Origin of the sequence: Salinicola halophyticus (genome assembly GCF_003206695.1) — a bacterium.
Taxonomy (GTDB): domain Bacteria; phylum Pseudomonadota; class Gammaproteobacteria; order Pseudomonadales; family Halomonadaceae; genus Salinicola; species Salinicola halophyticus.
Window position 1 is genome coordinate 390537 of record NZ_PZJN01000003.1, and the last position, 25456, is coordinate 415992.

At 63.4% G+C, this 25456-nt stretch carries 25 protein-coding genes; 15 read left to right on the top strand and 10 right to left on the bottom strand.

Annotated features, from left to right (window positions below):
* Positions 1–6 precede the first annotated feature (6 nt).
* On the bottom strand, positions 7–1059 hold the full coding sequence (gene sohB, locus DOM58_RS03925) for a protease SohB (protein WP_110691829.1): 1053 nt from the start codon (positions 1057–1059) through the stop codon (positions 7–9).
* Between the two features lie 186 nt (positions 1060–1245).
* On the opposite strand from sohB, the gene DOM58_RS03930 reads away from it, so the two are divergent.
* Entirely contained in the window at positions 1246–1566 is a 321-nt protein-coding gene (locus DOM58_RS03930; RefSeq protein ID WP_075562335.1) for an SCP2 sterol-binding domain-containing protein, read from the top strand.
* 10 nt (positions 1567–1576) lie between these two features.
* On the opposite strand, the gene nudC is transcribed toward DOM58_RS03930, so the two are convergent.
* The 4 genes from nudC to DOM58_RS03950 form a co-directional block, all read right to left on the bottom strand.
* On the bottom strand, positions 1577–2344 hold the full coding sequence (nudC, locus tag DOM58_RS03935; protein ID WP_110691830.1) for an NAD(+) diphosphatase: 768 nt from the start codon (positions 2342–2344) through the stop codon (positions 1577–1579).
* On the bottom strand, positions 2344–3093 hold the full coding sequence (gene dnaQ, locus DOM58_RS03940; RefSeq protein WP_110691831.1) for a DNA polymerase III subunit epsilon: 750 nt from the start codon (positions 3091–3093) through the stop codon (positions 2344–2346). Before dnaQ ends, nudC begins: the two co-directional genes overlap by 1 nt.
* Before the next feature lie 144 nt (positions 3094–3237).
* The gene (gene rnhA / locus DOM58_RS03945; RefSeq protein WP_075562338.1) at positions 3238–3696 is read right to left on the bottom strand and encodes a ribonuclease HI; all 459 of its coding nucleotides are present in this window, start codon (positions 3694–3696) and stop codon (positions 3238–3240) included.
* A 60-nt stretch (positions 3697–3756) separates the two neighbouring features.
* Complete coding sequence (locus tag DOM58_RS03950) at positions 3757–4695, bottom strand: methyltransferase domain-containing protein (RefSeq protein ID WP_110691832.1); 939 nt, start codon at positions 4693–4695, stop codon at positions 3757–3759.
* Between the two features lie 233 nt (positions 4696–4928).
* Here DOM58_RS03950 and gloB point away from each other — a divergent pair, with 233 nt between their 5' ends.
* From gloB to DOM58_RS03980, 6 genes are all read left to right on the top strand, one after another.
* Positions 4929–5696, top strand: a complete 768-nt coding sequence (gene gloB, locus DOM58_RS03955; RefSeq protein WP_110692047.1) for a hydroxyacylglutathione hydrolase — start codon at positions 4929–4931, stop codon at positions 5694–5696.
* Between the two features lie 78 nt (positions 5697–5774).
* On the top strand, positions 5775–6941 hold the full coding sequence (locus DOM58_RS03960; RefSeq protein WP_110691833.1) for a transglycosylase SLT domain-containing protein: 1167 nt from the start codon (positions 5775–5777) through the stop codon (positions 6939–6941).
* A 374-nt stretch (positions 6942–7315) separates the two neighbouring features.
* On the top strand, positions 7316–9085 hold the full coding sequence (locus DOM58_RS03965; RefSeq protein ID WP_245392141.1) for an extracellular solute-binding protein: 1770 nt from the start codon (positions 7316–7318) through the stop codon (positions 9083–9085).
* A 9-nt stretch (positions 9086–9094) separates the two neighbouring features.
* On the top strand, positions 9095–10183 hold the full coding sequence (locus tag DOM58_RS03970) for a microcin C ABC transporter permease YejB (protein WP_075562424.1): 1089 nt from the start codon (positions 9095–9097) through the stop codon (positions 10181–10183).
* Complete coding sequence (locus tag DOM58_RS03975) at positions 10183–11301, top strand: ABC transporter permease (protein WP_110691835.1); 1119 nt, start codon at positions 10183–10185, stop codon at positions 11299–11301. Before DOM58_RS03970 ends, DOM58_RS03975 begins: the two co-directional genes overlap by 1 nt.
* A complete protein-coding gene (locus DOM58_RS03980) occupies positions 11298–12881 on the top strand; it encodes an ABC transporter ATP-binding protein (protein ID WP_110691836.1) in 1584 nt (527 codons plus the stop codon). Before DOM58_RS03975 ends, DOM58_RS03980 begins: the two co-directional genes overlap by 4 nt.
* A gap of 127 nt (positions 12882–13008) precedes the next feature.
* Here the strand turns inward: DOM58_RS03980 and DOM58_RS03985 are convergent, their stop codons facing one another.
* Genes DOM58_RS03985 through DOM58_RS03995 form a run of 3 tightly spaced genes read right to left on the bottom strand, consistent with a single transcriptional unit; the run spans position 13009 to position 15522 of the window.
* A complete protein-coding gene (locus tag DOM58_RS03985) occupies positions 13009–13710 on the bottom strand; it encodes a pseudouridine synthase (RefSeq protein ID WP_110691837.1) in 702 nt (233 codons plus the stop codon).
* Positions 13711–13740: 30 nt separating this feature from the next.
* A complete protein-coding gene (gene corA, locus DOM58_RS03990) occupies positions 13741–14688 on the bottom strand; it encodes a magnesium/cobalt transporter CorA (RefSeq protein WP_110691838.1) in 948 nt (315 codons plus the stop codon).
* Positions 14689–14697: 9 nt separating this feature from the next.
* Complete coding sequence (locus DOM58_RS03995) at positions 14698–15522, bottom strand: amidohydrolase (RefSeq protein ID WP_110691839.1); 825 nt, start codon at positions 15520–15522, stop codon at positions 14698–14700.
* Between the two features lie 126 nt (positions 15523–15648).
* On the opposite strand from DOM58_RS03995, the gene rarD reads away from it, so the two are divergent.
* Positions 15649–16614 (top strand): EamA family transporter RarD, encoded by a 966-nt coding sequence (gene rarD, locus DOM58_RS04000; RefSeq protein ID WP_110691840.1) that lies wholly within the window; start codon positions 15649–15651, stop codon positions 16612–16614.
* Positions 16615–16686: 72 nt separating this feature from the next.
* Here the strand turns inward: rarD and fliE are convergent, their stop codons facing one another.
* Positions 16687–17013, bottom strand: a complete 327-nt coding sequence (gene fliE / locus DOM58_RS04005; protein WP_075562349.1) for a flagellar hook-basal body complex protein FliE — start codon at positions 17011–17013, stop codon at positions 16687–16689.
* Positions 17014–17489: 476 nt separating this feature from the next.
* Here fliE and fliF point away from each other — a divergent pair, with 476 nt between their 5' ends.
* The 5 genes from fliF (at position 17490) to fliJ (ending at position 23109) form a co-directional block, all read left to right on the top strand.
* Positions 17490–19295, top strand: a complete 1806-nt coding sequence (fliF, locus tag DOM58_RS04010; protein ID WP_110691841.1) for a flagellar basal-body MS-ring/collar protein FliF — start codon at positions 17490–17492, stop codon at positions 19293–19295.
* Positions 19292–20290, top strand: a complete 999-nt coding sequence (fliG, locus tag DOM58_RS04015) for a flagellar motor switch protein FliG (RefSeq protein WP_075562351.1) — start codon at positions 19292–19294, stop codon at positions 20288–20290. The genes fliF and fliG overlap by 4 nt, the downstream gene beginning before the upstream one ends.
* Complete coding sequence (locus tag DOM58_RS04020; RefSeq protein ID WP_110691842.1) at positions 20277–21068, top strand: flagellar assembly protein FliH; 792 nt, start codon at positions 20277–20279, stop codon at positions 21066–21068. Before fliG ends, DOM58_RS04020 begins: the two co-directional genes overlap by 14 nt.
* Positions 21058–22482: a flagellar protein export ATPase FliI gene (gene fliI, locus DOM58_RS04025; RefSeq protein ID WP_280951115.1), complete on the top strand. Its 1425-nt coding sequence runs from the start codon at positions 21058–21060 to the stop codon at positions 22480–22482. Before DOM58_RS04020 ends, fliI begins: the two co-directional genes overlap by 11 nt.
* 171 nt (positions 22483–22653) lie before the next feature.
* Positions 22654–23109, top strand: a complete 456-nt coding sequence (fliJ, locus tag DOM58_RS04030) for a flagellar export protein FliJ (RefSeq protein WP_139313622.1) — start codon at positions 22654–22656, stop codon at positions 23107–23109.
* On the opposite strand, the gene DOM58_RS17430 is transcribed toward fliJ, so the two are convergent.
* Positions 23085–23435 carry a hypothetical protein gene (locus tag DOM58_RS17430; protein ID WP_157957481.1) on the bottom strand — a complete coding sequence of 117 codons (351 nt, stop codon included), beginning with the start codon at positions 23433–23435 and terminating at the stop codon, positions 23085–23087. The two genes, fliJ and DOM58_RS17430, sit on opposite strands and share 25 nt — an antisense overlap.
* A 64-nt stretch (positions 23436–23499) precedes the next feature.
* Here DOM58_RS17430 and DOM58_RS04035 point away from each other — a divergent pair, with 64 nt between their 5' ends.
* Together DOM58_RS04035 and fliL are read left to right on the top strand one after the other, a co-directional pair.
* Positions 23500–24726 (top strand): flagellar hook-length control protein FliK, encoded by a 1227-nt coding sequence (locus tag DOM58_RS04035; RefSeq protein WP_157957482.1) that lies wholly within the window; start codon positions 23500–23502, stop codon positions 24724–24726.
* A 242-nt stretch (positions 24727–24968) separates the two neighbouring features.
* Positions 24969–25439, top strand: a complete 471-nt coding sequence (fliL, locus tag DOM58_RS04040; RefSeq protein WP_245392142.1) for a flagellar basal body-associated protein FliL — start codon at positions 24969–24971, stop codon at positions 25437–25439.
* The last annotated feature ends 17 nt before the right edge of the window (positions 25440–25456 follow it).

The following is a 25456-nucleotide window of genomic DNA, read 5'->3' on the forward strand; positions in this document are numbered from 1 at the left end:
GCGATACTAGCGGCGCTGCCAGCGCAGATCGTCGACGCGCTGGAGCACGCCGTCGACGCCTTTTTCCAGACGGCTGTCCACGCCTTTGCCCAGCCTGCCGATCAGGCCGGTGCGGGTCTCCAGCGATACCTTCAATACCCGAGCTCGCTGGCGCTGCTTCTCCAGCAGATAGGCGTCGCTGGTGCCCACGGCATCGACCAGGCCGGCGGCCAGCGCCTGGCTGCCATACCAGATCTCGCCGGTCGCGACGGACTCGACATCCAGCCCGGGGCGTCGCTCCCCGACGTAATGCTTGAACAGGTCATGAGTCGAGGCCAGATCCTCGAGAAACTTGGCTCGCCCTTCTTCGCTGTTCTCGCCCAGTACGGTCAGCGTGCGCTTATAGCGCCCGGCGGTCAGCAGTTCCACATCGACATCGTGCTTCTTGAGCAGACGATGGACGTTGGGTATCTGGGCCACGACCCCAATCGACCCGATCACGGCAAAGGGCGCCGCGATCAGCTGGTTGGCGCAGCATGCCATCATGTAGCCGCCGCTGGCCGCGACCTTGTCGACGCATACCGTCAGTCGGGCCCCGGCGTCGCGAAGACGATCCAGCTGGGCCGCCGCCAATCCGTAACTGTGGACCAGCCCGCCGCCCGACTGCAGCCGCAGCACGACCTCGTCGCCTGACCGAATCTCCTCGAGCAGCAGCGACACCAGCTCGGCCAGCGCGGGTGTGCCGGACGCCTTGAGGTCACCATTGAAATCCAGCACCCAGACTCGCTCGCTATTGGCATCCGCGAGTTCCTTGGCGGACTGCTTGTCAGCCTGCTTGCCGGATTTCTTGAGCCGCTTGGCGAGCTGGCGCCGGCTCGCCTTGGGCTCAGCCGCCAGACGCAGCTGTCGGCGCCGACGCTGAAAGCGCTCATCGAGCTCGACGACCTTCAACGTCGCCCCATCACCGCTCTGCCCTTTTCGTCGCCCGTGGGCGATCAATGTCAGGATCACCCCGAGGGCGATCAACAGAGTGGCGGTCTTCGCCAGAAAAAGGCCATAGTCGGCCAGCCATTCGATCACTTCACGCTCCTTGCACTGAGAAATACCCGTTTCCAGGCCTTCGTTCTATCCGAGTCGTCTACGCCAAACTCGTTTTCGCCCCGACGATCGTCTGGCGCCTGGTTGAGGCCAGCATGCGCTTGCACGAGACTTGCATGAAAATATGGGCAATGATTTGCTTAGCGTTTTGTGACCGGAGAGACCCTCATGGAAGACCAGCAACTGATTGCCAAGCTCCGCGCGCGCTTCGACGCCGAGGCTGCCGAGTCGGTGTCGGCCATCTATCAATTCGATCTCGACGACGTCGACGACTACCACATGTCGATCGATCACGGCGTGCTCGATATCCAACCCGGTCGTCATCCGGATCCTAGCGTCACCATCATCAGCGACACGCAGACACTGTTGGCGCTGGTGAGGAAAGAACTCAATACCATGCAGGCGTTGCTGACGGGCAAGGTCAAGGTCAAGGGTGACATCGGCCTTGCCAGCCGGCTACCCAAGCTGTTCGGCAAATCCAAGGCCTGAGTCGGCCCGATCAGCGCACCGCCACCGATTCGCAGTGAGTGTCGATCAACTGGCGCGAGATCGAGTAGACCGGCGGAAGCTGCGGCAGCTTCTGCGGGCGAAACCAGGCCGCATCGACGATCTCTTCCCCATCGATGCGGATGCGTCGACTGGCGGCTTCGGCGAAGAATCCCATCATCAGCGAGTGCGGGAACGGCCACGACTGACTCTTGAAGAAGCTGACGCGACCGACATCGACACCCACCTCTTCCATCACTTCTCGCCTGACCGCAGCCTCCACCGCCTCGCCCGGCTCGATGAAGCCGGCCAGCGTCGAGTAGCGCTGAGGCGGGAATCGAGGGCTGCGCGCCAGCAGCATGTCCTTGCCGTGGGTCACCAGCGTGATGATGCATGGCGAGATGCGCGGATAGCCGCGTAGACCGCAGTTATCGCACTGCATCGCGAACTCGTGGACGAGCCGCCGTGTGGCATGGCCGCAGCGGCCACAGAAGCGATGATCCCGCTCCCAGCGCGTGACCTGGAGCGCCGTTGCCAACAGCTCGCTCTGCGCGGCCGGCACCTGCGCAAGCCAATCGCGGAACGCCGGCCAATCGTCGCGCCCCTCCTCGACCACCACGGCCACGGGCTCACCCAGCCAGTAACCCAGCGGCAGCGCCCGTTCCGGCCAGCGTTCGCAGCGAATCAGCATGTTGCCGGCATCCGACGCCACGCCGTTGTCGCTCATGCGCAGCAGCCAGCCGCCCTTGGCATCCGCCGGCGGCATCTCGCGTTGTAACATCAGCGTGGGGTCTCCGGCAGAGTCAAGGCATCCCAGTGGCACTGACCCGCCGCCTGGCGAATCTGCTCGAGGCGCTGCTGATGCGCTTCCCACTCGGCTGCGCTCGGCTGGACCACGGCCAGCGTCGCGCCGTTACGCTCGACCTGACGCCTGCCGCTGGCGCCGCCGGACTCCCGATTCTCGCTGGTGTCGTTGCCGGCCAGCGACAGCGCGGTCTGGCCCCCGGTCATGGCGAGATAGACTTCGGCCAGGATTTCGGAGTCCAGCAGCGCGCCGTGGAGCACACGCTGGCCATTGTCGATGTCGTAGCGCTTGCACAGCGCGTCGAGGCTGTTGCGCTGCCCCGGGTGCATCTGCCGCGCCATCTTCAACGTGTCCAGAATGCTGCAGTGCTCGGCCACCGGCCCCAGCATCGGCTCCCCGCGGGCCGCGTTCAGCAACTTGAACTCATGATCGAAGAAGCCGACGTCGAACGGGGCATTGTGGATCACCAGCTGCGCGCCGCGCATGAACTCCCACAGGTCGTCGGCGATCTGCGCGAAGACGGGCTCGTTGGCGACCCGTTCGCTGGTAATGCCGTGAATCTCGACGGCTTCCGCTTCGATATCCCGTTGCGGGTTGACGTACTGGTGATAGGTCCGTCCGGTGAACCGGCGATTGACCAGTTCGATGCCGCCGATCTCGATGATGCGATGGCCTTCCCGCGGATCGATACCGGTGGTTTCCGTGTCCATGACGATTTGACGCATACCGTTATCCTCGCTTGTGTCCGGCGGCTTGAATGTCCGGAGGCTCAGTGCCTGTAGACCCAGTGCCTGTAAACCTAGTGCCCGTAGCCTCAGTGCCTGGCGGCCGTCACTCGTTGTACGGGAAAAATTGCTGTCGAGGCGCGCTCAACGGACTGAAGACCGCCGCGCCGCGACGACTTCATCGATCGCCTCGTTGACCAGGCGGTCGGCGGCCTCGTTGCCCTGATGACCACTGTGGCCCTTCACCCAATGCCACTCGATGGCATGGCGCTGGGTCTCGGCGAGCAGTTCCCGCCACAGTTCGGCGTTTTTCACCGGCTGCTTGGCCGCGGTTTTCCAGCCACGCTTCTGCCAGCCATGGATCCACTCCGTGATGCCTTTGCGGACATACTGGGAGTCGGTCCAAAGCGCAACCCGGCAGGACCGATCCAGCGCCCGTAACGCCTGGATCGCCGCCATCAGCTCCATGCGGTTGTTGGTGGTTTCGGCCTCGCCCCCTTTCAAGGGCTTCTCATGGTGGCCGGAAACCAGCAACGCACCCCAGCCACCGGGGCCGGGATTGCCACGGCAACCGCCGTCGGTATAGATCGTTACGGCAGGCATCGTCGAATCGGGTTTTGGAGCAGGCAAGACGTAAACTCTCTGTGAAGTCGGACTTTGATGTCAGGCGGTCGTCTGGGGGACACGAGTACGGGTCACAGCACTGGCACTATCACTAGCACTAGCATTGGCATCGACGACGCCATTGAAGCTGTCACTTGACGTCGCCGTTCGCTGATCGCCGTCGGCGGCCTCGAGCGCGACCCGGTTGGGCAAGGACCCGGGGCCAGCGCCGCGGCGAGACTCTTCGTCACGCCGACCGCGGGCGTGCGCCGTCTCCTTGGCGAGCCCTAGCCAGGCACCGGACTTGTTGCCACCAAGCACCCGCTCCCGCACCTTGATCGGCTGGACCGGAATGCTGCGACGCCGGGCCACCATCAGGTAAGCCGAGGCCAGCGGCAGATTGTAGCGCCGGCCCAACGTCTCGAGCCGCTCACTTCCGCTGGCGCGACCGGGCAGTCGGAAGCCGCAGTAGTCTACCCGCTCGATCTCGAAGTCGACAAACGCCAGCCAGTCGCGCAGGCGGCCGGGAGTACGCCACTGCTGCTGCCACGGCGCGGGCCGCTGCCGCGGACGCAGACCATTGGGACCGAACGGGTGCCAGCCGAACACCAACAGACGCCCGTCGGCGCGGGTAACGCGTGCGGCTTCCTGCAGGACGTGATGCGGATGCTCGACGGCTTCGAGCAGATGGTGCAGCACCACCAGATCGAGGCTGTCATCGGCGAGCGGAAGACGATCGGGAAGGCAGACGAGGCTGTTGGCACCACGAACGAGGTCGGGCGTCGGGGCCCAGTCCAGCGCATGGCGGATCGGGCACATGTCGCTCATCAAGGGCGCCATGCCCAGTTGCAGGCTGACGATCCCCCGATGATGCTCGCAGTGCGGCCCCAGGCATGCACGCTCCGCCCGCCACAGCGAGAGGCCGGGCGCCGATTCCCAGAATCGACGCCCTTCGCGGACGATTGCCTGCAAACCCGGATCGGTTGGCGAGATTGACACGACCGACTTTACTCCCCAAGGTTATCGCTTTTTAAACGGTGGCTCGTCGGGTTCGACGACGGTTCCTGTACTAAAAAGGTCATTTTAGTAAGGTCTTTTCCAGACGGCCTGGGGAACCTCCGGGCAATGCCTGGATCTGAGCGATGGGTCGAGCAGATCGAGCGATATTCGCCGTCGACGCCGAAACCCGAACGTGGAACTCCCTGGACGAAGCCGCCGCAGAAGGATGCCATATGTTGACCGTGAAACCGATTCCCGCGTTGCAGGACAACTATATCTGGGTACTGCGCCAGGACAATCAGGATAGCGTCATCGTCGTCGATCCCGGCGACGCCGCGCCGGTTATCGCCTGGCTCGAGCAGGAAAACCTGGCCCTGGACACCATCCTGATCACTCACCATCACCAGGATCACACCGCCGGGCTTGCCGAGCTGATCGAGCGTTACTCTCCCAAGGTCTACGGTCCCGCCAACGACGCCATTACCGGTATCGACCATCGCGTCGGCGAAGGCGACGAATGCCGCGTCCTCGGGCGACGCTTCGAGGTGTTTGCCGTACCCGGCCACACGCTGGATCATATCGCCTTCTACGCTCCCGGGACACCGGGTCTGCTATTCGCCGGCGATACGCTGTTCTCCGGTGGCTGCGGGCGCCTGTTCGAGGGCTCACCCGAGCAGATGTACGAATCACTGGCCAAGATACAGACCCTGCCGGAAGACACGCTGGTGTTTGCCGCCCATGAATACACGCTTGCCAACCTCGCCTTCGCTGCAGCGGCCGAACCCGACAATGCGGCCCGTGATGCCTACCGGGACGAGTGTCGCACAGCCCGTGACCTGGACCGTCCGACGTTACCGACCACGCTGGTACGTGAGCGCCAGATCAACCCGTTCCTGCGCATCGACGAGCCTGGGCTGCTCGAGACTTTACGTCAGCGCGGTGCTGCCGATAACGGTATGGAGGCTTTTGCCACCCTGCGGGCGTGGAAAGACCATTTCTAGCATTGCGATGAAAGACGAGGTTACTCGCTGTTCGCCTTATCCGGTTGTGCGACAGCGTCATCAAGGATTGTCGAACACATGATTTCCCGATCGAGGCGCTGCCAGGTTTTCGTTGGCCTGGCAGGCAGCCTGCTACTCTCCGCGCTGCCCGTGACTGCCATCGCGGGCAGCGGCGCCGATGCCCAGGCCAGTGCGCCCCAGCGCACCTTCTGGTCATCGCTGAAACTGCAGAAGCATCGTTCACCGGACGCCTGGCTTCGCCTGCGCGAGGCGTTTCGTCTATCTCACGAGACGGCCAACCCCCGAGTCGCCGAGTGGCTCGAGTGGTATCGGGAACACCCACAGCACGTCGAGCGCGTGGCGGCCCAGGCCCGGCCCTGGCTGCGCTGGGTTACCCTGCAACTGCGGTCGCGTGATCTGCCCGGCGAGATCGCCCTGTTGCCGTTCATCGAGAGCGGCTACGACCCTACCGCCACCAACCCCGGCGGTGCCGCCGGTCTCTGGCAATTCATGCCCGCCACCGGCGACGCCATGGGCCTATCGCGCACCGCCTGGTATGACGGTCGACACGATGTCGTGGCCGCCACTGGCGCCGCGATGAGCTATATCCGGCAGCAGGCCGACCGCTGGTACGATGGCGACCTGTTGCTGGCACTGGCGGCTTACAACGCTGGCGCCGGCACGGTGAATGCGGCCAGAGAGGCCGCCGCCAATCGCGGCGACCCGATCGATTACTGGCACCTGCGTCTGCCCGCCGAAACCATGGCTTACATCCCGCGCCTGCTGGCGCTGTCCGAAGTGATCGCGGAGCCGGAACAGTACGGTGTGGTGTTACCGGAAATACCCGATAGCGTCCAGTTTGCCCAGGTCCCCACCGACGGCCCGCTGACACTGTCGATGGCGGCCGATCTCGCCGGGGTCGATCCCCAGACGCTGCGCCAGCTCAACCCGGGATTCAAGCGGGCATCCACGCGCCCTCGCGACGATGCCACGATCCTCGTGCCCGTCGCGGTCAAGCAGCGGTTTCTCGCCAACCTGGCAACGCTACCCGCCGCCGAACGCACGGTACTCGACCGCTACGTCGTCAGACGCGGCGACACCCTCTCCGCCATTGCCGCGCGCTTCGGTGCCAGCGTTGCCGAGATCCGTCGTGAAAACGGCCTCGAGGGCAGCACCATCCGCGTCGGACAGACCCTGACGGTTCCGGCCACGGCAATGGCGCAAAACAGCAATGCTCGTCGATAGCGCTTGGAGGTCAAGCGCCGACGGCGTCGGGAAATAGCGCTTTGAAATCACGGCCGTTGCCGGTACAACGTGTCGAAGTGTGGCCGCGCCTGGATGTAGGCATGCCTGATGCCATAGCGCCTGATGCCCTTGCTGGCATCCGTACAAGATCCGCGACACGTGAGGAAAGGATGTCGACGATGGCTGGATTCCGAGGCTTACTGGCGACGGTCACGCTGGCGCTGGCCATCGTGTTGCCAGCAGCCGCGCTCGCCCAGCAGCATGATTCTGAGGGAAAAAGTGCTGAAGGAAAAAGCGCTGATGGAAAAAGCGCTGATGGAAAAAGCGCTGATGGAATAAGCGTCGAGAAAAAAACCACCGCCGAACAAAGCGCCGTGGAAAAAACCGGCGACGTGCCGACCGTTCACGCCATCGCCCTCTACGACGATCCGGGCTTGCCCGCGGACTTCGACCATCTGCCTTACGCCAACCCCGCCGCCCCCAAGGGCGGCACGCTGCGCCGGGCCGCCAACGGCAGTTTCGACTCCACCAACCCGTTCATCATCCAGGGCACGCCCGCCGACGGCCTCAACCAGATCTACGACACGCTGATGGAATCCAGCGCCGACGAGCCGTTCACCATGTACGGGCTGCTGGCTGGCGGCATCCGACTCGATCCCGACCGCCACTGGATGGAAATCGATATCCGGCCCGAAGCGCGGTTTCACGACGGGAAGCCGGTAACCGCCGAGGACGTCGTGTTCAGTTTTCGCCTGCTGCGCGACAAGGGTTCGCCGTTCTATCGGGCCTACTACGCCAGCGTCGAATCGGCCTCGGCGCTTGGCGAGCGCACTGTGCGCTTCGAGTTCTCGAACAATCAGTCGCGGGAGCTGCCATTGATCCTGGGTCAGCTTCCGGTATTACCCGAGCACTACTGGCAGGACCGGGACTTCACCAAACCGACGCTCGACAAGCTGATGGGATCCGGCCCCTACGAAATCGCCGAAATCGATCCCGGTCGGCGCATCGTCTATCGTCGGGTCGACGACTACTGGGGCCGCGACCTGCCGCTCAATCGCGGGCGCTACAATATCGATCGGCTGATCTACGACTACTTCCGCGACCAGTCCGTGGCACTGGAGGCATTTCTTGCCGGCGCACTGGACATGCGCATCGAGAGCAGCGCCAAGAACTGGGCGACCGCCTACGACACGCCGGCCGTCGAGGACGGAGCGATCCAGCGAGTCATCGTTCCCGATGGCCAGCCGGCGGGAATGCAGGGCTACGTCTTCAACACGCGACGCGACAAGCTTTCGGATCCCAAGGTTCGTCGCGCGCTGGGCCTGGTGTTTGATTTCGACTGGATCAACCAGCACCTGTTCTACGGCGCCTATCAACGTACTAATAGCTACTTCCAGAATTCGGAGATGGCCGCCAAGGCCTTGCCGGACGATGCCGAGCTGAAACTGCTCGCGCCCTATCGAGACCAACTGCCCGACGCGGTATTCGACCAGCCGCTTCCGGTCCCCCAGCCGGAGGCACTACGGCCACGGCTGCGCGAGGCGCTCGATCTGCTTCGCGAGGCCGGTTACGACGTACGCGACGGCAAACTCGTCAACCTCGCCATCGGCCAGCCGTTCACGCTGGAATTTCTACTCTACGACAGTCAGTGGGAGCGGATTACCCAGCCGTTCGTGCGCAATCTGGAACGGCTCGGCATCCAGAGCAAGATTCGCGTGGTCGATGTCAACCAGTATCTCGATCGCCTGCGCGGATTCCAGTTCGACATGATCGTCGGCAGCTTCCCGCAGTCGGCCAACCCCGGCAACGAGCAGCGGGACTTCTGGACCAGCGACTATGCCGATGTGCCACAGAGCCGCAACCTGGCGGGCGTGCATGACCCGGTGGTGGACGCGCTGGTCGATCGGTTGATTCAGGCCGACAGCCGCGACGAACTGGACATCGCCTCGCGGGCGCTCGATCGCGTTCTTCGATGGGGTTTCTACGTGGTCCCGCAGTGGAACTTCGACGGCACCCGCGTCGCGGTCTGGGACAAGTTCGACTACCCCAAGCCTTTCCCGCGCTACACTCCCGATTTCACGGTGTGGTGGGTCGACCCCGACCGCGCTCGAGCCGTCACCGCGCGTCAGCGCGGCCAGGAGTGATTGTCGATCATGGCCAGCTATATCGTTCGCCGCCTGCTGTTGATGATCCCGACCCTGCTGGGAATTCTGCTGCTCAACTTCATCATCGTCCAGGCCGCCCCGGGCGGGCCCATCGATCAGATGATGGCGCGTTTCGAAGGGTTGAACAGCAACGCCAGCACCGGTCTCGAAAGCGGCGGCGGTGACGGTAGCAATGGTGGTGGCAACAGCAGCGGCAGCGCCCAGCGACTCCATGGCGTCGACGAACAGCTGCGACAGCAGCTGACTGAGGAGTACGGCTTCGACAAGCCGGCCTGGGAACGCTTCGGGCTGATGCTCAAGGACTACGCGACATTCGATCTCGGCGACAGTCTGTTTCGCGGCCAGCCGGTGATCGATCTGATATTGGATCGACTGCCGGTGTCGATCTCGCTGGGGCTTTGGACCACGCTGCTGGTCTATCTCATTTCGATTCCGCTGGGCATTCGCAAGGCGCTGCGCCACGGCAGCGCTTTCGACGTCTGGTCGTCGGGCGCGGTGGTGGTCGGCTACGCGATTCCCGGGTTCCTGTTCGCCATCCTGCTGATCGTGGTGTTCGCCGGCGGCAGCTACTGGAACTGGTTCCCGCTGCGCGGGCTGACGTCGTCCAACTTCAGCGAGCTGTCGCTGCTCGGCAAGATCCAAGACTATTTCTGGCATATCACGCTGCCGGTCCTTGCCTCGGCCATCGGCAGTTTCGCCACGTTGACCATGCTCACCAAGAACAGCTTCCTCGACGAAATCCACAAGCAGTACGTGCTGACGGCAAGAGCCAAGGGCGCCTCGGAGCGCCGCGTGCTGTACGGCCACGTCTTCCGTAATGCCATGCTGATCATCATCGCCGGGATGCCGGCGGCGCTGATCGGCATCCTGTTCACCGGCTCGCTGCTGATCGAGGTGATCTTCTCCCTCAACGGGCTGGGCCTGCTCGGATTCGAGGCGGTCATGCAGCGCGACTATCCGCTGATCTTCGGTACGCTCTACCTCTACACGTTGATCGGGCTGGTGCTCAAGCTGGTCTCGGATCTGACTTATGTGTGGGTCGACCCTCGCATCGATTTCGGCACCCGGGAGTCCTGATGACATCGAGCCGCCGCCGGCATCTGTCGCCGATCACCCAGAGACGCCTGCATGTCTTCCGTGGCAACCGCCGCGCGGTCTGGTCGCTGTGGATCTTCGGGGTGCTATTCATCGTCAGCCTGGGCGCCGAGCTCATCGCCAACGACAAACCGATCGTGATGCAGTACGACGGCCACTGGTACGTGCCGCTGCTGGTGGATTATCCGGAAACCGAATTTGACGGTTTCCTGCCAACGACGACGGACTATCGCGACCCCGTGGTTTTCGAGCAGATCGCCGATAACGGCTGGATGCTGTGGCCGCCGGTCCCGTTCTCCTACCAGACGCTCGACCGTGACGTGAAAGGGCCGGTGCCCTCGCCGCCCGGCAGCCGCCACTGGCTGGGGACCGACGACCAAGGCCGTGACGTGTTTGCCCGTGTCCTCTACGGATTCCGGCTATCGGTCGCTTTCGCCCTCGCGCTCACGGTCGGCTCGATTTTTCTGGGCGTCGTGATCGGCGGCGTACAGGGCTATTTCGGCGGCAAGGTCGACCTGATCGGCCAACGCGTGATCGAGATCTGGTCCGGATTGCCGGTGCTATTCCTGCTGATCATTCTCGCCAGCCTGGTCGAGCCCAACATCTGGTGGCTGCTGGGTATCATGCTGCTGTTTTCGTGGCTGGGTCTGGTGGATATCGTGCGCGCGGAATTTCTGCGCGCCCGCAATCTGGAATACGTCAGAGCCGCTCGCGCCATGGGCTTGCCTTCGCGGTTGATCATGCGTCGACACGTGCTGCCCAACGCGATGGTCGCCACACTGACGTTCATTCCGTTTCTGTTCACCGGCGCCATCACCACCCTGACGGCGCTGGACTTTCTGGGGTTCGGGCTGCCGCCGGGCTCGCCCTCTCTGGGTGAACTGGTCGCCCAGGGCAAGAACAATCTGCAAGCGCCGTGGCTGGGCGTTACCGCCTTCATCACCTTGAGCCTGATGCTGTCGCTGCTGGTGTTCATCGGCGAAGGACTTCGCGACGCTTTCGATCCGCGCCATATCCTCACGGCGACCCGGATTCCGAATCCCCCTGCCGCCGGGTCCCAGGCCCCGGCAAACCGACCGCGTCAGGACAGTCTGCCATGAGCGACCACCGACTCTTCGAACTTCGTCGTCTCACCGTCCGCTTCGGAAGCCATGTTGCGGTCGACTCGCTGGATCTTCAAGTCGATCGCGGCGAGACGGTGGCCGTGGTCGGCGAATCCGGCTCGGGCAAGTCGGTCAGCGCGCTGGGGGCGTTGGGATTGCTGCCCGCAGGGGCCGATATCGAAGGCGAGCGGCGTTTCGACGGCCGCGACCTCGGCGAATTCTCGCCGCGCCAGTGGAACGCGCTACGCGGCGGCCGGATCGGCTTCGTCTTTCAGGAACCGATGACGTCGTTGAATCCACTGCACAGCGTTGGCAAGCAGTTGGGAGAAACCCTGCGACTGCACCAGGGGCTGCGAGGTCAGGCCGCCAAGGGTCGCATCCGCGAACTGCTGACGCAGGTCAAGCTGCCCCGGGTCGATGAGCTGATGGCGGCCTGGCCCCACCAGCTTTCCGGCGGGCAGCGCCAGAGGGTGATGATCGCCATGGCGATCGCCAACGATCCGCAGCTACTGATCGCCGATGAACCCACCACCGCGCTGGATGTGACGGTTCAGCGGGAGATTCTGGCGCTTCTGGACGATCTGCGTGATCGCTACGGTATGGGTCTGCTGCTGATCAGCCACGATCTCAACCTGGTGCGGCGTCATGCCGATCGCGTGGTGGTCATGCGCCACGGCGAATGCGTGGAAGCCGGGCCGACAACCGATGTTTTCGACACACCACAGAACGCCTACACGCGTCAGCTGATCGACGCGATACCCGCCGGACGGCCGCTGCCCGTGCCAGAGAACGCCGCGACGCTGCTGAGCGCCAACGATGTGGGCATCACCTTTGCCCGGCCCAAGCCGTTTCTGCGCCCCCGGCCGCCCGCTTTCGTCGCGGTCGAGCCGCTGTCGCTTCAACTGCGCGAGGGAGAAACACTCGGCGTGGTGGGTGAATCCGGTTCCGGCAAGAGCACCCTGGCGGCTGCCCTGATTCGCCTGCTGCCGGCCAGCGGCGAGATCCATTTTGACGGCCTGCGCCTGGATTCACTGAGCGGTAACGCGCTCCGGCGCCAGCGACGCGGCTTCCAGATCGTATTTCAGGACCCCTACGGTTCGCTGTCCCCGCGCATGCCGGTCGCCGATATCATCAGCGAAGGGTTGCGCTTTCATCACCCCGAACTCGACGCCTCGATCGTGACCGAACGGATCGCCGAAGCGCTACGGGAAGTCGACTTGCCGCCGGATTGCGGCCACCGCTACCCGCACGAGTTTTCGGGCGGCCAGCGCCAGCGTATCGCCATCGCTCGCGCCTTGATTCTCAAACCCCGGTTACTGGTACTCGATGAACCGACATCGGCGCTGGATCGCACGGTACAGAAGCAGCTGATCGAACTCCTGCGCAGCGTCCAGGCCAGGCATGGCCTCAGCTACCTGTTCATCAGCCACGATCTCGCTGTGGTACGCGCGATGGCCCATCGGATACTGGTACTGAAAGAGGGCAAGGTCGTCGAACAGGGCCAGTGCGAAACACTGCTCGAAGCGCCCCGCTCGGCTTATACCCGAGCGTTGATCGACGCTTCGTCACTGGCCTGATGACTGCTTTTAAGAAGTTCTGTTATCGTTAAGTCTTGAAAAAAAGATAACGGTATAAACCTTGACTCGTAATAGATAGGGAAGTGGTTAACGGCAATATCGCTGGCCCGAAGTCCGGCGATCGTCCCTAGAACGCGGCAATTTCCTCCGGGCGCAGATACCGGCACTCCCCCGGCTCGAGATCGGGATCGAGCTCCAGCGGGCCGATCGCTTCGCGATGCAGCGCCTCGACCGTATGCCCCACCGCGGTCAGCATGCGCCGGACCAGGTGGTAACGCCCCTCGGTGACACCGATCAGCACTTCGGTGTCGCTGACGGCCTCGAAGGTTGCCGGCCGGGTCGGCCTGTCGTCACCGTTCAACTCGACGCCCTCGGCAAACCGCTCCGCAATACGCTCTGCCTCGCCCGCTGCCAGCGGTTCACCCAACGTCGCCCGATAGCGCTTCACGCAGGCGCGGTTCGGCGACGTCACGCGGTGCGTCCACTTGCCATCGTCGCTGATCAGCAGCAGGCCCGAGGTATCGAGATCCAGCCGCCCTACCGGATGCACCCGCTCGATCTGCGGGATATCGATCAGACTGAGCACGGAAGGATGATGCGTCGGTCGCAACGAACACTCGACGCCGACCGGCTTGTGCAACATCAGATAGCGCCAACCGACCCGCTCCAGAGTGTCGCCCTGCCATCGCACCACCTGATCGTCGGATACCTGATATGAGGCATCTCGCGTGACTTCGCCGTCGACGCTGACTTCGAACTGGCGCAGCGCACGCTTGGCCTGGCTGCGCGTTAGCTCCGTGGCTTCGCTAAGAAATCGATCCAACCGCATGAATTTGAAAACCCCTGGCTCGCGGCAGACTCACAGCCATCCGCGGTATTTGAAATAGAGATAAGGTGAAATGCCCGACAACGCCATCAAGCCGATCGCCATCGGATAGCCGAAGCTCCAGGTAAGTTCCGGCATCACGTCGAAGTTCATCCCGTAGATACTGGCGATCATCGTCGGCGGCAGGAACACGACCGAGGCGATGGAGAAGCTCTTGATGATCTGGTTCTGCTCGATGTTGATGAAACCCTGGGTGGTATCCATCAGGAAGTTGACCTTGTCGGACAGGAAGGTGCTGTGGGACATCAGCACCTCGACGTCCTGCAGCGCCTCCTTGGCCTGCTCCTGCAGCTCGCCATAATAACGCAGATGCCGGATGAGGAAATAGAGCGAGCGCTGCGTGTCCATCAGACACAGGCGTATCTTGCCGACGATATCCTCGACCTTGGCCAACTGGTCGATCGCCTCCTCCAGATCGGCATCCTCGATCTCCAGTACCATGTGGCTGACCTGTTCGAGGTCGCGGTGCATGTCCTCGATGCCGTCGGCCAGGTTTTCCACCTTCTGTTCGAACAGCGTGACGATCAGCGATTGCGGCGAGGCCGCTTTGACCTGGCCGCGCCGCGCTCTCAGCCGGAACAGTCGAAAATCGGCGAGATCGTCCTCGCGCAGCGACAGCAGTCGCTGGGGTTGCAGGATGAAAACCACCGTATTGGTCTGATGCTTGCCTTCGTTGCGTGCCAGAAACAGTGAGTGAACGTGCAGCCCGTCGGTATCGGTAAAGAAGCGCGCCGAGGATTCGATCTCCTCGATATCGGTATTGGCGGGCAACTCGTCCGCGAGAAAGGGTTTCAGTGCCGCGCGGTCTTCGTCGTCGAGATCATAGGCATCGATCCAGTTGGCTTCCCACAAACGTGCGTCGATGGGGCCTTCACTGAGCTCTCTGAAATCGTTCTGATCGAGGCGAAAGGTTCGGATCATGGCCCATCCTTACTCATGCAGGTCGTCATCGGAATCGGCCAACGCAAAGCCATCTGCGTCTCTCCAGGCGGGGAATTTATCGCGAAACGATGACAGTGCCGATCCCGACAGCGTTACCGTCTCGACGAATCCCTCGTCTACCGGATGATCGGCCAGCGGCTCGCCCTTGAAGTCCACGACCATCGAATCTCCGGCGTAGGGCAAGCCATTGCCATCCTCGCCGACACGATTGACCCCGACGACATAGCTCAGATTCTCGATCGCACGGGCCTTTAGTAGCGTCCGCCAGGCGTGTCGACGTGGGGCCGGCCAGTTGGCAACGCACAGCAACACATCATATTCGAATGGCTGCTCGGCGGTCGGCTGCTGACGTAGCCAGACCGGGAACCGCAGGTCGTAGCAGACCGACAGCATGACACGCATGCCCTTGACCTCGACGATTTGACGTCGCGAGCCCGCGGCGTAGTGTTTCGGCTCGTCGCCCATCCGGAACAGGTGGCGCTTGTCGTAAACCGTTGCCCGCCCTTCCGGCGTCATCCACACCAGCCGGTTGTAGCAGTTACCGCCTTCGGCGATCGCCAGACTCCCGGTCACGATGCAATACCGCTCGCGTGCCTGGCGGCGCATCCACTCGAGCGTCGGGCTCGAATCGGAGGGCTCAGCCATGAGTTCGGCATTCATGGTGAATCCGGTGGCAAACATCTCCGGTAGCACGATGACATCGGTCTGGCTGCCGTCCAGCGTTCCCATACGGCTATCCAGCAGGCGACGATTGGCCGCCGGATCCTCCCAGTGCAGCTCGCTCTGCACCAGACTCACGCGTAGTCCAGTCATGGAATTCCTCGTTCGAATCGTATTGCACACCGCCCGCGGGCAAACTTCGGGCCAGCGTCATCAGGCGCGGCGGCCGAGAGGTACGGGTCATGATAGATTACGGGTTCACGACACGGAGCGTCGAACATGGCTGGTTCTTCTACGGAGACTTCTCGAGTACCGACGACCGATACGGCGCCTGCCGCATCGTCGTTAACCCCAAGCGAGGCGCGTCGCGGCGTCATGTTCGGCGTTGCCGCCTACGCCATGTGGGGATGCTTCCCGCTGTTCTTCTCGCTGTTCGACGGCGTACCGGCATTCGAGGTCCTGGTGCAGCGAATTCTGTGGTCCTGTGCCTTTTTGCTTGTCGTGGTCACGCTGATGGGTCGCTGGCCGGCACTGCGCCGGAGCTTTCGAAGCTCCCGGGAACTGGCTCGCGGACTGGCCTGGAGTCTGGGTTGCGCGCTGCTCATTGCGCTGAACTGGGGGCTTTATATCTATGCGGTGGAAACACACCACGTCCTCCAGGCGAGTCTGGGCTACTTCATGACACCGCTGGTCAACGTGGCGCTGGGAATGCTGGTGCTGCGTGAACGGCTGAGCCGCTGGCAGATGCTGGCGATCGGTCTGGCGCTGGCAGCCGTCGTGCTGCAGCTGGTGATGCTGGGGCGATTGCCCTGGATCAGCCTGGTGCTCGCGATGACGTTCGGCACCTACGGCCTGCTGCGCAAACGCGTGGCGCTGGATGCGCTCTCGGCCCTGCTGGTCGAAACGAGTCTGCTGCTGCCGTTGAGCCTGGTGGCATTGGTGTGGCTGAGCTGGCATGGCCAGTCCCACTTCGGAGACGGTGCCGGGACCACCGCACTGATGATCGTCAGCGGGGTCATCACCACCCTGCCGCTGCTCGCCTTTGCCGGCGCCGCGCGGCGATTGACGCTCTCCACCGTCGGCTTTCTGATGTATCTCAACCCCACCCTGCAATTCCTGCTGGCGCTGTGGGTGTTCGATGAGCCGATTTCCGCCTCCCAGTTGATCACCTTCGTGCTGATCTGGATCGGGCTCGGTTTCTATTCGGTGGACACCTGGCGACGGCATCGCCAGCACGCCGCCTGAACGACGGCAAAGGCCTGCCGTCAGTCAAGACGGCAGGCCGCACCGAAGCGCCGGCAGGATCGGAACGCGGTTTTAGACCTGCAGCCCCATGACTTCCTTATAGGCGGTCACGAGGCGATTACGCACCTGCACGCCCATATCGAAGCTCACGCTCGCCTTCTGCATGTCGATCATCACGTCGTTCAACGCCACGTTCGGATCGCCGGCCTGGAACGACATCGCCTGTTGATTGGCGGTCTGCTGCATCTGGTTGATTCGACCGAGCGATGCCTGAAGCTCACCGGCGAAGCTACCGCCGGTCTCGGCGGTCGGGGCCAACGGGCTCGCGCTCTGACCGCTGGCCTGGGCCGACAACGCCTGCATCTGCTGAAGCGCCGCCTGGATGGCTGGAGCACTCATGGAGTTTTCCCTGTGTGACGGTTTGACTACAAGACGATTCTCTATCTGCGACGACAGCTATTCGCAGCCGCGATTCCAGGCAGCGGCTCTTTGCAACGCTCACTGCAGCAGCGGCTCTTTATCGATAGCGAACGCGCTCAAAAAAGCGGCCGATGGATTCGACGCTCGCAGCCTATCAATAGCCAGCCAATCACTATCGCGGTAAATGCGTGTGAAAACACCGGCTTTTCCTACCTTCACGGTTAACAGAGCGACACATAATGGCTGCCATCAAATTTACGCCCCGGTCTTGGCCGCATCGGACGGACGCTCCGAGCGGGTCGAGTCACGGATGAGCAGACGCGTTGCAGGGAGCAGACTACTGCTATGTTGTCTAGTCGTACCAGGTTGACGGATCGCGCCCCGATGGGTCGCGCCCTCTCGATGGAACACCTCAGGTCGTTGGATCGTACCGCGTGCCTTGATCGGAGCCCGACATGAGCACGGCCGCGTCGCCCAACGACACCCAAGGTTCAGGCAACGCCTCCGCCCGGGCTTCGAATCGGCAAGCCGATTCGGGGACGACCGCTGGCGGCCGCGACTGGTTGAGCAAGCTGCAGACGAATCCGCGCATCCCGCTGATCATCGCCGGCGCCGCTGCCGTGGCGATCGTGATCGCGCTGCTGCTGTGGGCTCGCAGCCCGGAATATCGCGTTCTCTATTCGACACTGACAGACGCCGATGGCGGCCGGATCATCAACCAGCTCGATGCCATGGGCGTGCCCTACGAATTCAGCGAGGGCGGCCAGGCGCTGCTGGTCCCTGCCGATCAGGTCCGTCCGATTCGTCTGAAGCTGGCCGAACAGGGTCTGCCCGAGGCCAGCGGCGTCGGCTTCGAGCTGATGGACGATCAGGCATTTGGTATCAGCCAGTTTGCGGAACAGATCAACTATCAGCGTGCTCTCGAAGGCGAACTGGCACGCACCATCGGTACGCTGGGCAGCGTCGCCCGCGCCCGAGTGCATCTGGCCATGGCCAAGCCGTCGGTCTTCGTCCGCGAGAGTCAGCCCGCCACCGCCTCGGTGGTGCTGGACCTGCAACCGGGTCGCGTACTCGGCGAAGGCCAGGTCAACGCGATCGTCCACATGGTCTCCAGCAGCGTCGCTCAGCTGGCCGTCGATGATGTCACCGTGATCGATCAGAACGGCGACCTGCTGAGCCGGCCGAGCCATGATGCCAATCAGCTCGACGGCAGCCAGCTCGATTACGTCGGCAATCTCGAGAATCAATACGCCGATCGCATCGAGGCGATCCTGGCACCTATCGTCGGTGCGAGAAACGTACGGGCACAGGTCACCGCGCAGGTCGATTTTTCCCAGCGGGAGCAGACCTCGGAGCGCTACGGCCCCAATCAGTCTCCCCACGACGCCGCGGTGCGCAGCAAGCAGAACAGCGTGTCGTTCCAGAGCAATAGCGATCTCGCCATGGGCGTTCCCGGCGCGCTGAGCAATCAGCCGCCGGGGGTGGCCACCTCGCCGATCAATGACCCGGCCACGCAGGCCCAGAACGCAGACGACGACGCCGATCAGGCGGATGACGCCACTACCGACGATACGGCCCAGACGGACGACAACGGCACCGATACCGGCCAAGGCCGTCGCGACAGCACCATCAACTATGAAGTCGATCGAACCGTCGATCACGTCAAACAGCATAGCGGCGGCATCGATCGTCTCTCGGTCGCGGTCGTCGTCAACTACAAAGACGGCGTGGACGACGAGGGCAACCCGACTCAGATCGCCCTGAGCGATACCGAGATGGATCAGATTCGCGGCCTGGTGCGCCAGGCGATGGGTTTCTCCGAGACGCGCGGCGATGCTCTCGAAGTGGTCAACAGTCCGTTCCAGATCAATACTTCGGATTTCGTCGCTCAGCCTTGGTGGCAGACGCCGGCAGTCTGGGACCTGGCCAAGAGCGCGCTCAAGTATCTGCTCGTGGCCCTGGCCGCCCTGTTCCTGTGGTTCAAGGTGCTGAAACCATTGATCCGGCGTCAGACCCCGGAGCCCATCCCGGCACCCGCGGCAGCGCCCGCAGCTCCCCCCTCCGGTGCAGCGGCGGCGGCCGGCGCCGCGAATTATCAGACCGTCAGCGATGCTGGCGGCGGCAGCGCCGCGAAAAGCCGCGAGCGTAACCGGCGCAGCGCCTCGAATTACGAGCAGGACCTCAAGGACGTTCGTGAAATGGCACAAGAAGATCCGCGCCTGGTCGCCATGGTCGTCAGAAGCTGGATGGAAAAATCATGACGCTCGAAATGACCGGCGCCCGACGTGGCGCCATCCTGTTGCTGTCGCTGGATGAAGACAGCGCCGCGGAGGTGTTCAAGTACCTCTCCACCCGCGAAGTACAGGACATCAGCCAGGAGATGGCCAAGCTCGGACAGGTCTCCCATGAGGAAATGGCAGCGGTGCTGCGGGACTTCCATGACGAGGCCGAGCAGTTCACCGCCATCAACCTGCACTCCAACGACCATATTCGCGCGGTCCTGACCAAGGCCCTGGGTAGCGAACGCGCAAGCAGTCTGATCGAGGATATTCTCGAGACCAATAATGCGTCCTCGGGCATCGACTCGCTGAATCTGATGGAAGCGTCGATGGTCGCGGAGTTGATCCGCGACGAGCACCCCCAGATCATCGCCACGATCATGGTCCACCTGGAGCGCTCCCAGGCGGCGGACATACTCGAGCTGTTCGACGAAAAATTGCGCGACGACGTCATGTTGCGTATCGCCACGTTCAGCGGCGTGCAGCCGGCGGCGCTGCAGGAACTCACCGAAGTGCTCACCTCGATGCTCGACGGCACCAACCTGAAGCGCAGCAAGATGGGCGGCGTCAGAACCGCGGCCGAGATTCTCAACCTGATGAACACCGCTCAGGAAGAGCAGGTCATCGACGTCGTCCGCGCCCACAGCGAGGACCTCGCCCAGCGCATCATCGACGAAATGTTCCTGTTCGAGAACCTGCTGGACATCGACGATCGCGGCATCCAGATGATCCTGCGCGAGGTCGAGACCAACTCTCTGGTCATTGCGCTGCGAGGGGCCGAGGAGGCACTGATCGACAAGTTCACGCGCAACATGTCCCAGCGCGCGGCCCAGCTGATGCGCGAGGATATGGAAAACCGCGGGCCGATTCGGCTGTCACAGGTCGAAAACGAACAGAAAGCGATTCTGGGTACGGTGCGCCGTCTTGCCGATTCCGGCGAGATCGCCTTGAGCGGTGGCGACGATGGCTACGTCTGATCGACGCAACCCGCCGGCTCTCGAGACCACCGGTGAGTGGCATCGCTGGCAGATGGAAGATCTCGGCCACGAACACATGTCGGACACCGGACATCCCGTCTTCGATGCCGAGGCGCAACGTCAACGCCGGCAGCAGGAGGCCGACGCCAGGGCGCGTCAGGTAGCCGGCGAGAAAGCCGAGCGCGAAGGCTTCGAGAGCGGCCACCGCGAGGGCCACGAACAGGGCTACCAGGCGGGGTATCAGGAAGGCCTGGAAGCGGCCAACGCCGCCGCCGAGCTGGAGTTCCAGAAACGTCTGGAAATGACTCTGAATCCCCTCGCCGAGCTTGCCGACAACTTTCGTCACGCCTTGACGTCACTGGATACCGAAGTCGCCGACCAACTGATCGAGCTGGCCCTCATTACCGGGCGCCAGCTGGCAGGGGAATCTCTCGCCGCCAACCCCGACCAGATCCTCAGCGTGGTGCGCGAGCTGCTCGATGCCGACACCACGTTGAACGGTAAACCGCGCCTTTGGCTGCATCCGGCGGATCTCGAACTGGTGACGGCGGCGATGGGGGAAACGCTCGCGGCCAGCGGCTGGGAGTGCCATCCCGACCCGACGCTCGAACGCGGCGGCTGCCGTGCCACCAGTGCCGGCGGCGGCCTCGACGCCAGCTTGAGCACCCATTGGAAGGCGATTCTGGGTCAGCGTCGCCAACGCAAGGCACCGTCGGTCAGCGAAAGCCCCGAGCCCCCGGTGGAGCCGAACGCCGAGGATGAGGCCGATGATGCGTGACCGGGCCTCCACCCAGGCAGATTCAGGGGACTCCCCTCACCATCAACGCTGGCGTCAAGCCCTGGCCAAGATCAGCCATCGGGTGGAATCACTCTCCCACTATCGCTACGAGGGTCGCGTCACCCGCGCCACCGGTCTGGTTCTGGAAGCGGTCGGCATCAGCCTCCCGCTCGGCAGTGCCTGCCTGATCGAACTCTCGGCCGGCAACGGCAGTGGCGACGACGAACGCTTCGCCGAGGCCGAAGTGGTGGGCTTCTCCGGCGACAAACTCTTCCTGATGCCGTTGGCCGACACCAGCGGTCTCTTGCCCGGTGCCCGTGTACTGGCGCTAAGCGGCAATCGCCTAGATATCGCCAGCGCACGTCGATTTCCGCTGGGGGATGGCCTGCTGGGTCGTATCGTCGACGGCAACGGCCGCCCGCTGGATGACCACGGCCCCCTGGAACAGGCCCCGCACGCTCCGCTCGAGACGCCACCGATCAACCCACTGTCTCGCGCGCCCATCGATACCGCCATCGACGTCGGCATCCGCGCCATCAATGGCCTGCTGACCGTCGGCCGCGGTCAACGCATGGGCTTGTTCGCCGGCTCCGGGGTCGGCAAGAGCGTGCTGCTGGGAATGATGGCCCGCTTCACCGATGCCGACGTGATCGTCGTCGGCCTGATCGGCGAACGTGGCCGCGAAGTTCAGGACTTTATCGAGAACATCCTCGGCGAAGACGGCCTGGCACGCGCCGTGGTCGTTGCCGCCCCGGCCGACACCTCGCCGCTGCAACGCATGCAGGGCGCAGCCTACGCGACCCGTCTGGCCGAGGATTTTCGCGATCAGGGCCGCAATGTCCTGCTGATCATGGACTCGCTGACCCGCTACGCCATGGCCGCGCGCGAGATCGCCCTGGCCATCGGCGAGCCGCCGGCGACCAAGGGCTATCCGCCCTCCGTCTTCGCCAAGCTGCCCGGTCTGGTCGAACGCGCCGGCAACGGCAAGCGCGGCGGCGGATCGATTACCGCGTTCTACACCGTGCTGACCGAAGGCGACGACCAGCAGGATCCGATCGCCGACTCCGCACGCGCCATTCTCGATGGCCATATCGTGCTTTCCCGCCAACTGGCAGAAAGCGGCCACTACCCGGCCATCGATATCGAAGCCTCGATCAGCCGAGCGATGCCGGCGGTGGTCGAAGCCAAGCGCTTGCGCCAGGCGCAGGGATTCAAGCAGATGATCTCCCGCTACCAGCGCAACCGCGATCTGATCAACGTCGGCGCCTATATCAGCGGTCAGGATCCGCAGCTTGACCGCGCGGTCGCCCTGTACCCGCGGCTCGAGTCGTTCCTGCAGCAGGGCATGAACGAGATCGCGGAGCTGGCGCCCACCCATGCCGACCTGGACCGACTCATCCCCATTGCCGACTGACTTACCGGATTCGCTTACCTCTCCTCGCCTGTCCGGCTGATGGAATAGTCGCCTTTTCTAGCGTTTCTCGAGCGTTTGCCACGCCGCCCGGGCGGTCACAATGGCAACCGGTGAAAGATCCCAACGGTATCGGGCTTCACCGCACTCACGGTATGAACAGGAGGTGACGTCTTGGCCAACAGACCCGCCATGCAGATGCTTCGAGATCTTGCGCAGCGCAGCAGCGACAAGGCCGTCGAGACTCTTGGCCACCTGCAGCGCCAGCAGCAGGAGGCTCAGGATCAGCTGGCTCAGCTTCAGCGCTATCGCGACGAGTATCAGCGCAAGCTGCACGACAGCCTGACGCAAGGCGTCTCTTCCAGCCAGTGGCGCGACTATCAGCAGTTCATCGGCTCGCTGGATAACGCGATCGAGCAGCAGCAGCGCCGGCTCGGCGAGCAGCAATCGCGTGTCGAGAACGGCAAACAGCACTGGCAGGGCGAGCATCGCAAGCTCAACGCCTACGAAACGCTGCATAGCCGACGGCAGAGCGAAGCGGCCCACCAGCTGTCACGCCATGAGCAGCGCCACAGCGACGAGATGGCAGCGCAGTTGCGTCGTCGTCAACAAGATGGCGCGCATCGGTAGCCGGCTGTTCGCAAGACGGGTTCCGGTTCTCGTGTCCGGTGCCACTCTGCATCGAAAAACTTAACGATAATCACTCTGGCGCCATCGTCCATGGAACTCTCCTCTCTTACCGCTGCGACGTCCTCCTCTTCGGCGCGAAACACCGACGCCCGGAGCAGTGCATCCTCGAACTCGGCCAACGCGCCGTTCGCCGACGTCATGCAGCGCACGGCGAACGCCGAAAAGCCGCAACGTTCCGTCGCCAGCAGCGAGAATCCAGCGCCGCATTCCTCGACAATATCAACATCGGGCGCGAGTTCGCAGCCGGACACGAGCCAGGCGTCCAATGACCAGACGCCCTCAGGCCAGACGTCCATTGGAGAGAAGACGACAGCGCCCTCTTCGGCGGACGTGGCGACCTCGCGAACGACGCAGGAATCACGGCAGGCGCAGGGCGGCTCTCAGGGATTCGACCCGGCCTCCACGGACGCGCAGCAAATTCTGCAGTCGCTCGAGACGGGCGACATGGCCGGGCTTCACGCCGCGCTCGAAAAGCTGGCAGGCGGCAAAGAGAGTGGTAACACAGCATCCGATACCGCGGCGGCCGACGATGATTCGCCAGCGCCCGACGCCCAGGGGCTTGCCGCGCTCTTCGCCGCCCTGCCCCTGAACATGACATCGGCGGGTTCGATGCCGAACGGCGTCGGCAATACCGCTGGCGGATCGACCGCAACCCAGGCCGCGCTCCAGCGGACCGGGTTGGGGGCGCCCACAGGCCATGCCGGCGAGCTCGCGAGCATCGCCCAGAAGGTACTGGCTGCGGCGAGCCAGCAGCCGGGCGCATCGACTCGCGTCAACGCCGGTTCCCAGGCCGCAACCGGGGACGCCTCGTCGGATCTCGACGGCAAGCCGGGATCACTGGGCAACCTCGTGCCGGGCAATCTCGTTCCGGGTAATCTCGCGCCGGGCACTGGCACGTCATCGGGTCAGCCCATGCCGCAGGGCGATTTGACCGCGGGTGACAGGCTCGATGCGACGTTGGCGAGCAATCGCGACTTCGGCAATCTGAATTCGGGCGCGTCACCCGGCGATCGTCCCGATCCCGGTTCACTGGCCAGCCTGACCGCCTCGCTCTCGAATGCCACCGGCGCTTCCACTCCGGCGGCATCGGCAGCGCCGGCCGCCATCACCACCGCCGTTCAGTCGCCCCAGTGGCCGGCCTCTTTCGGCCAGCAGGTGCTGCAGATGCATCAGCGCGGTGATCAACAGATGTCGCTGAGACTTCACCCTCAGGATCTGGGGCCGCTGAGTGTCACGTTGACGGTTCAGGATCAACAGGCCCAGCTCCAAATCCTCTCGGCTCATGCGCCGGTCCGGGCGGCGGTCGAGGCGGCGATCCCCCAGCTTCGCCAGGCGTTGGCCGATAGCGGCATCGCCTTGGGTGAAGCGATGGTCGGTGATCAGGGGTTATTTCAGCAAAACCAGTTTCAGGATCAGTCTTCCGGCGATGATCGGCGGCGAGGCGCTTCGGTTCCCGGCGGCGCACTGCTGACCGCCGCGCCCATCGATACCGGCGACGAGTCCGTTCTCCGTCAGGTCGACCTCAGGTCGAATGGCAATATCAGCCTTTATGCCTAGCCGGCGCTGCCGATAATACGGGTGGCGATTGGCGAACGTTCGCCGCGACATCACGCCATCACTACGCTATGCGACGGCATTGGCAACCCATGCCTCCCCTTTCGATTCCGGGGCATGTTCGATTCCGGGGCATGAAAGGGGAAGTTGGCAAGTCGCAAGGCGTCTTTTCCAGCGATCGTCACGAGCCCTCGCCCCGCATAATCCGCAGCAACTTTCCGAGATGATCCGTAATGGCAGAAGCAATGTCCGCACCCCGTAAAAGCCGAACCCTGATGTTGGTGGGACTATTGATCGTTCTGCTGGCGGTAGCCAGCTCGGTCGCCGTCTATTTCTATCTCGATGCCCGCGGTGGCAGCGATACCACCGACGTCGTCGAGGACGAGCCGGTCGAACCGCCGGTGCCGATCTTCGTCACCATCCAGCCGTTCACGGTCAATCTGCAGAGCGATTACGGTGATCGTCTGCTCTACGTGGGTCTCTCACTGCGCGTCGACGACCAACGAACCCGTGATTTCCTCGAGCAGCACATGCCGGAAGTCCGCAGCCGGCTGCTGATGCTGCTTTCCGGCAAGAGTGCGGAAGAGCTGATCAAGCCCGAAGGCAAGACCCGGATAAAGCAGCAGATTCTCGGTCTGTTCGACGAGCCGATCACCACGCCGCAGCCCCAGTTATCCATCGATGACGTGCTGTTTTCCGATTTCATCGTGCAGTAAGCGGACGCCAGGCCAAT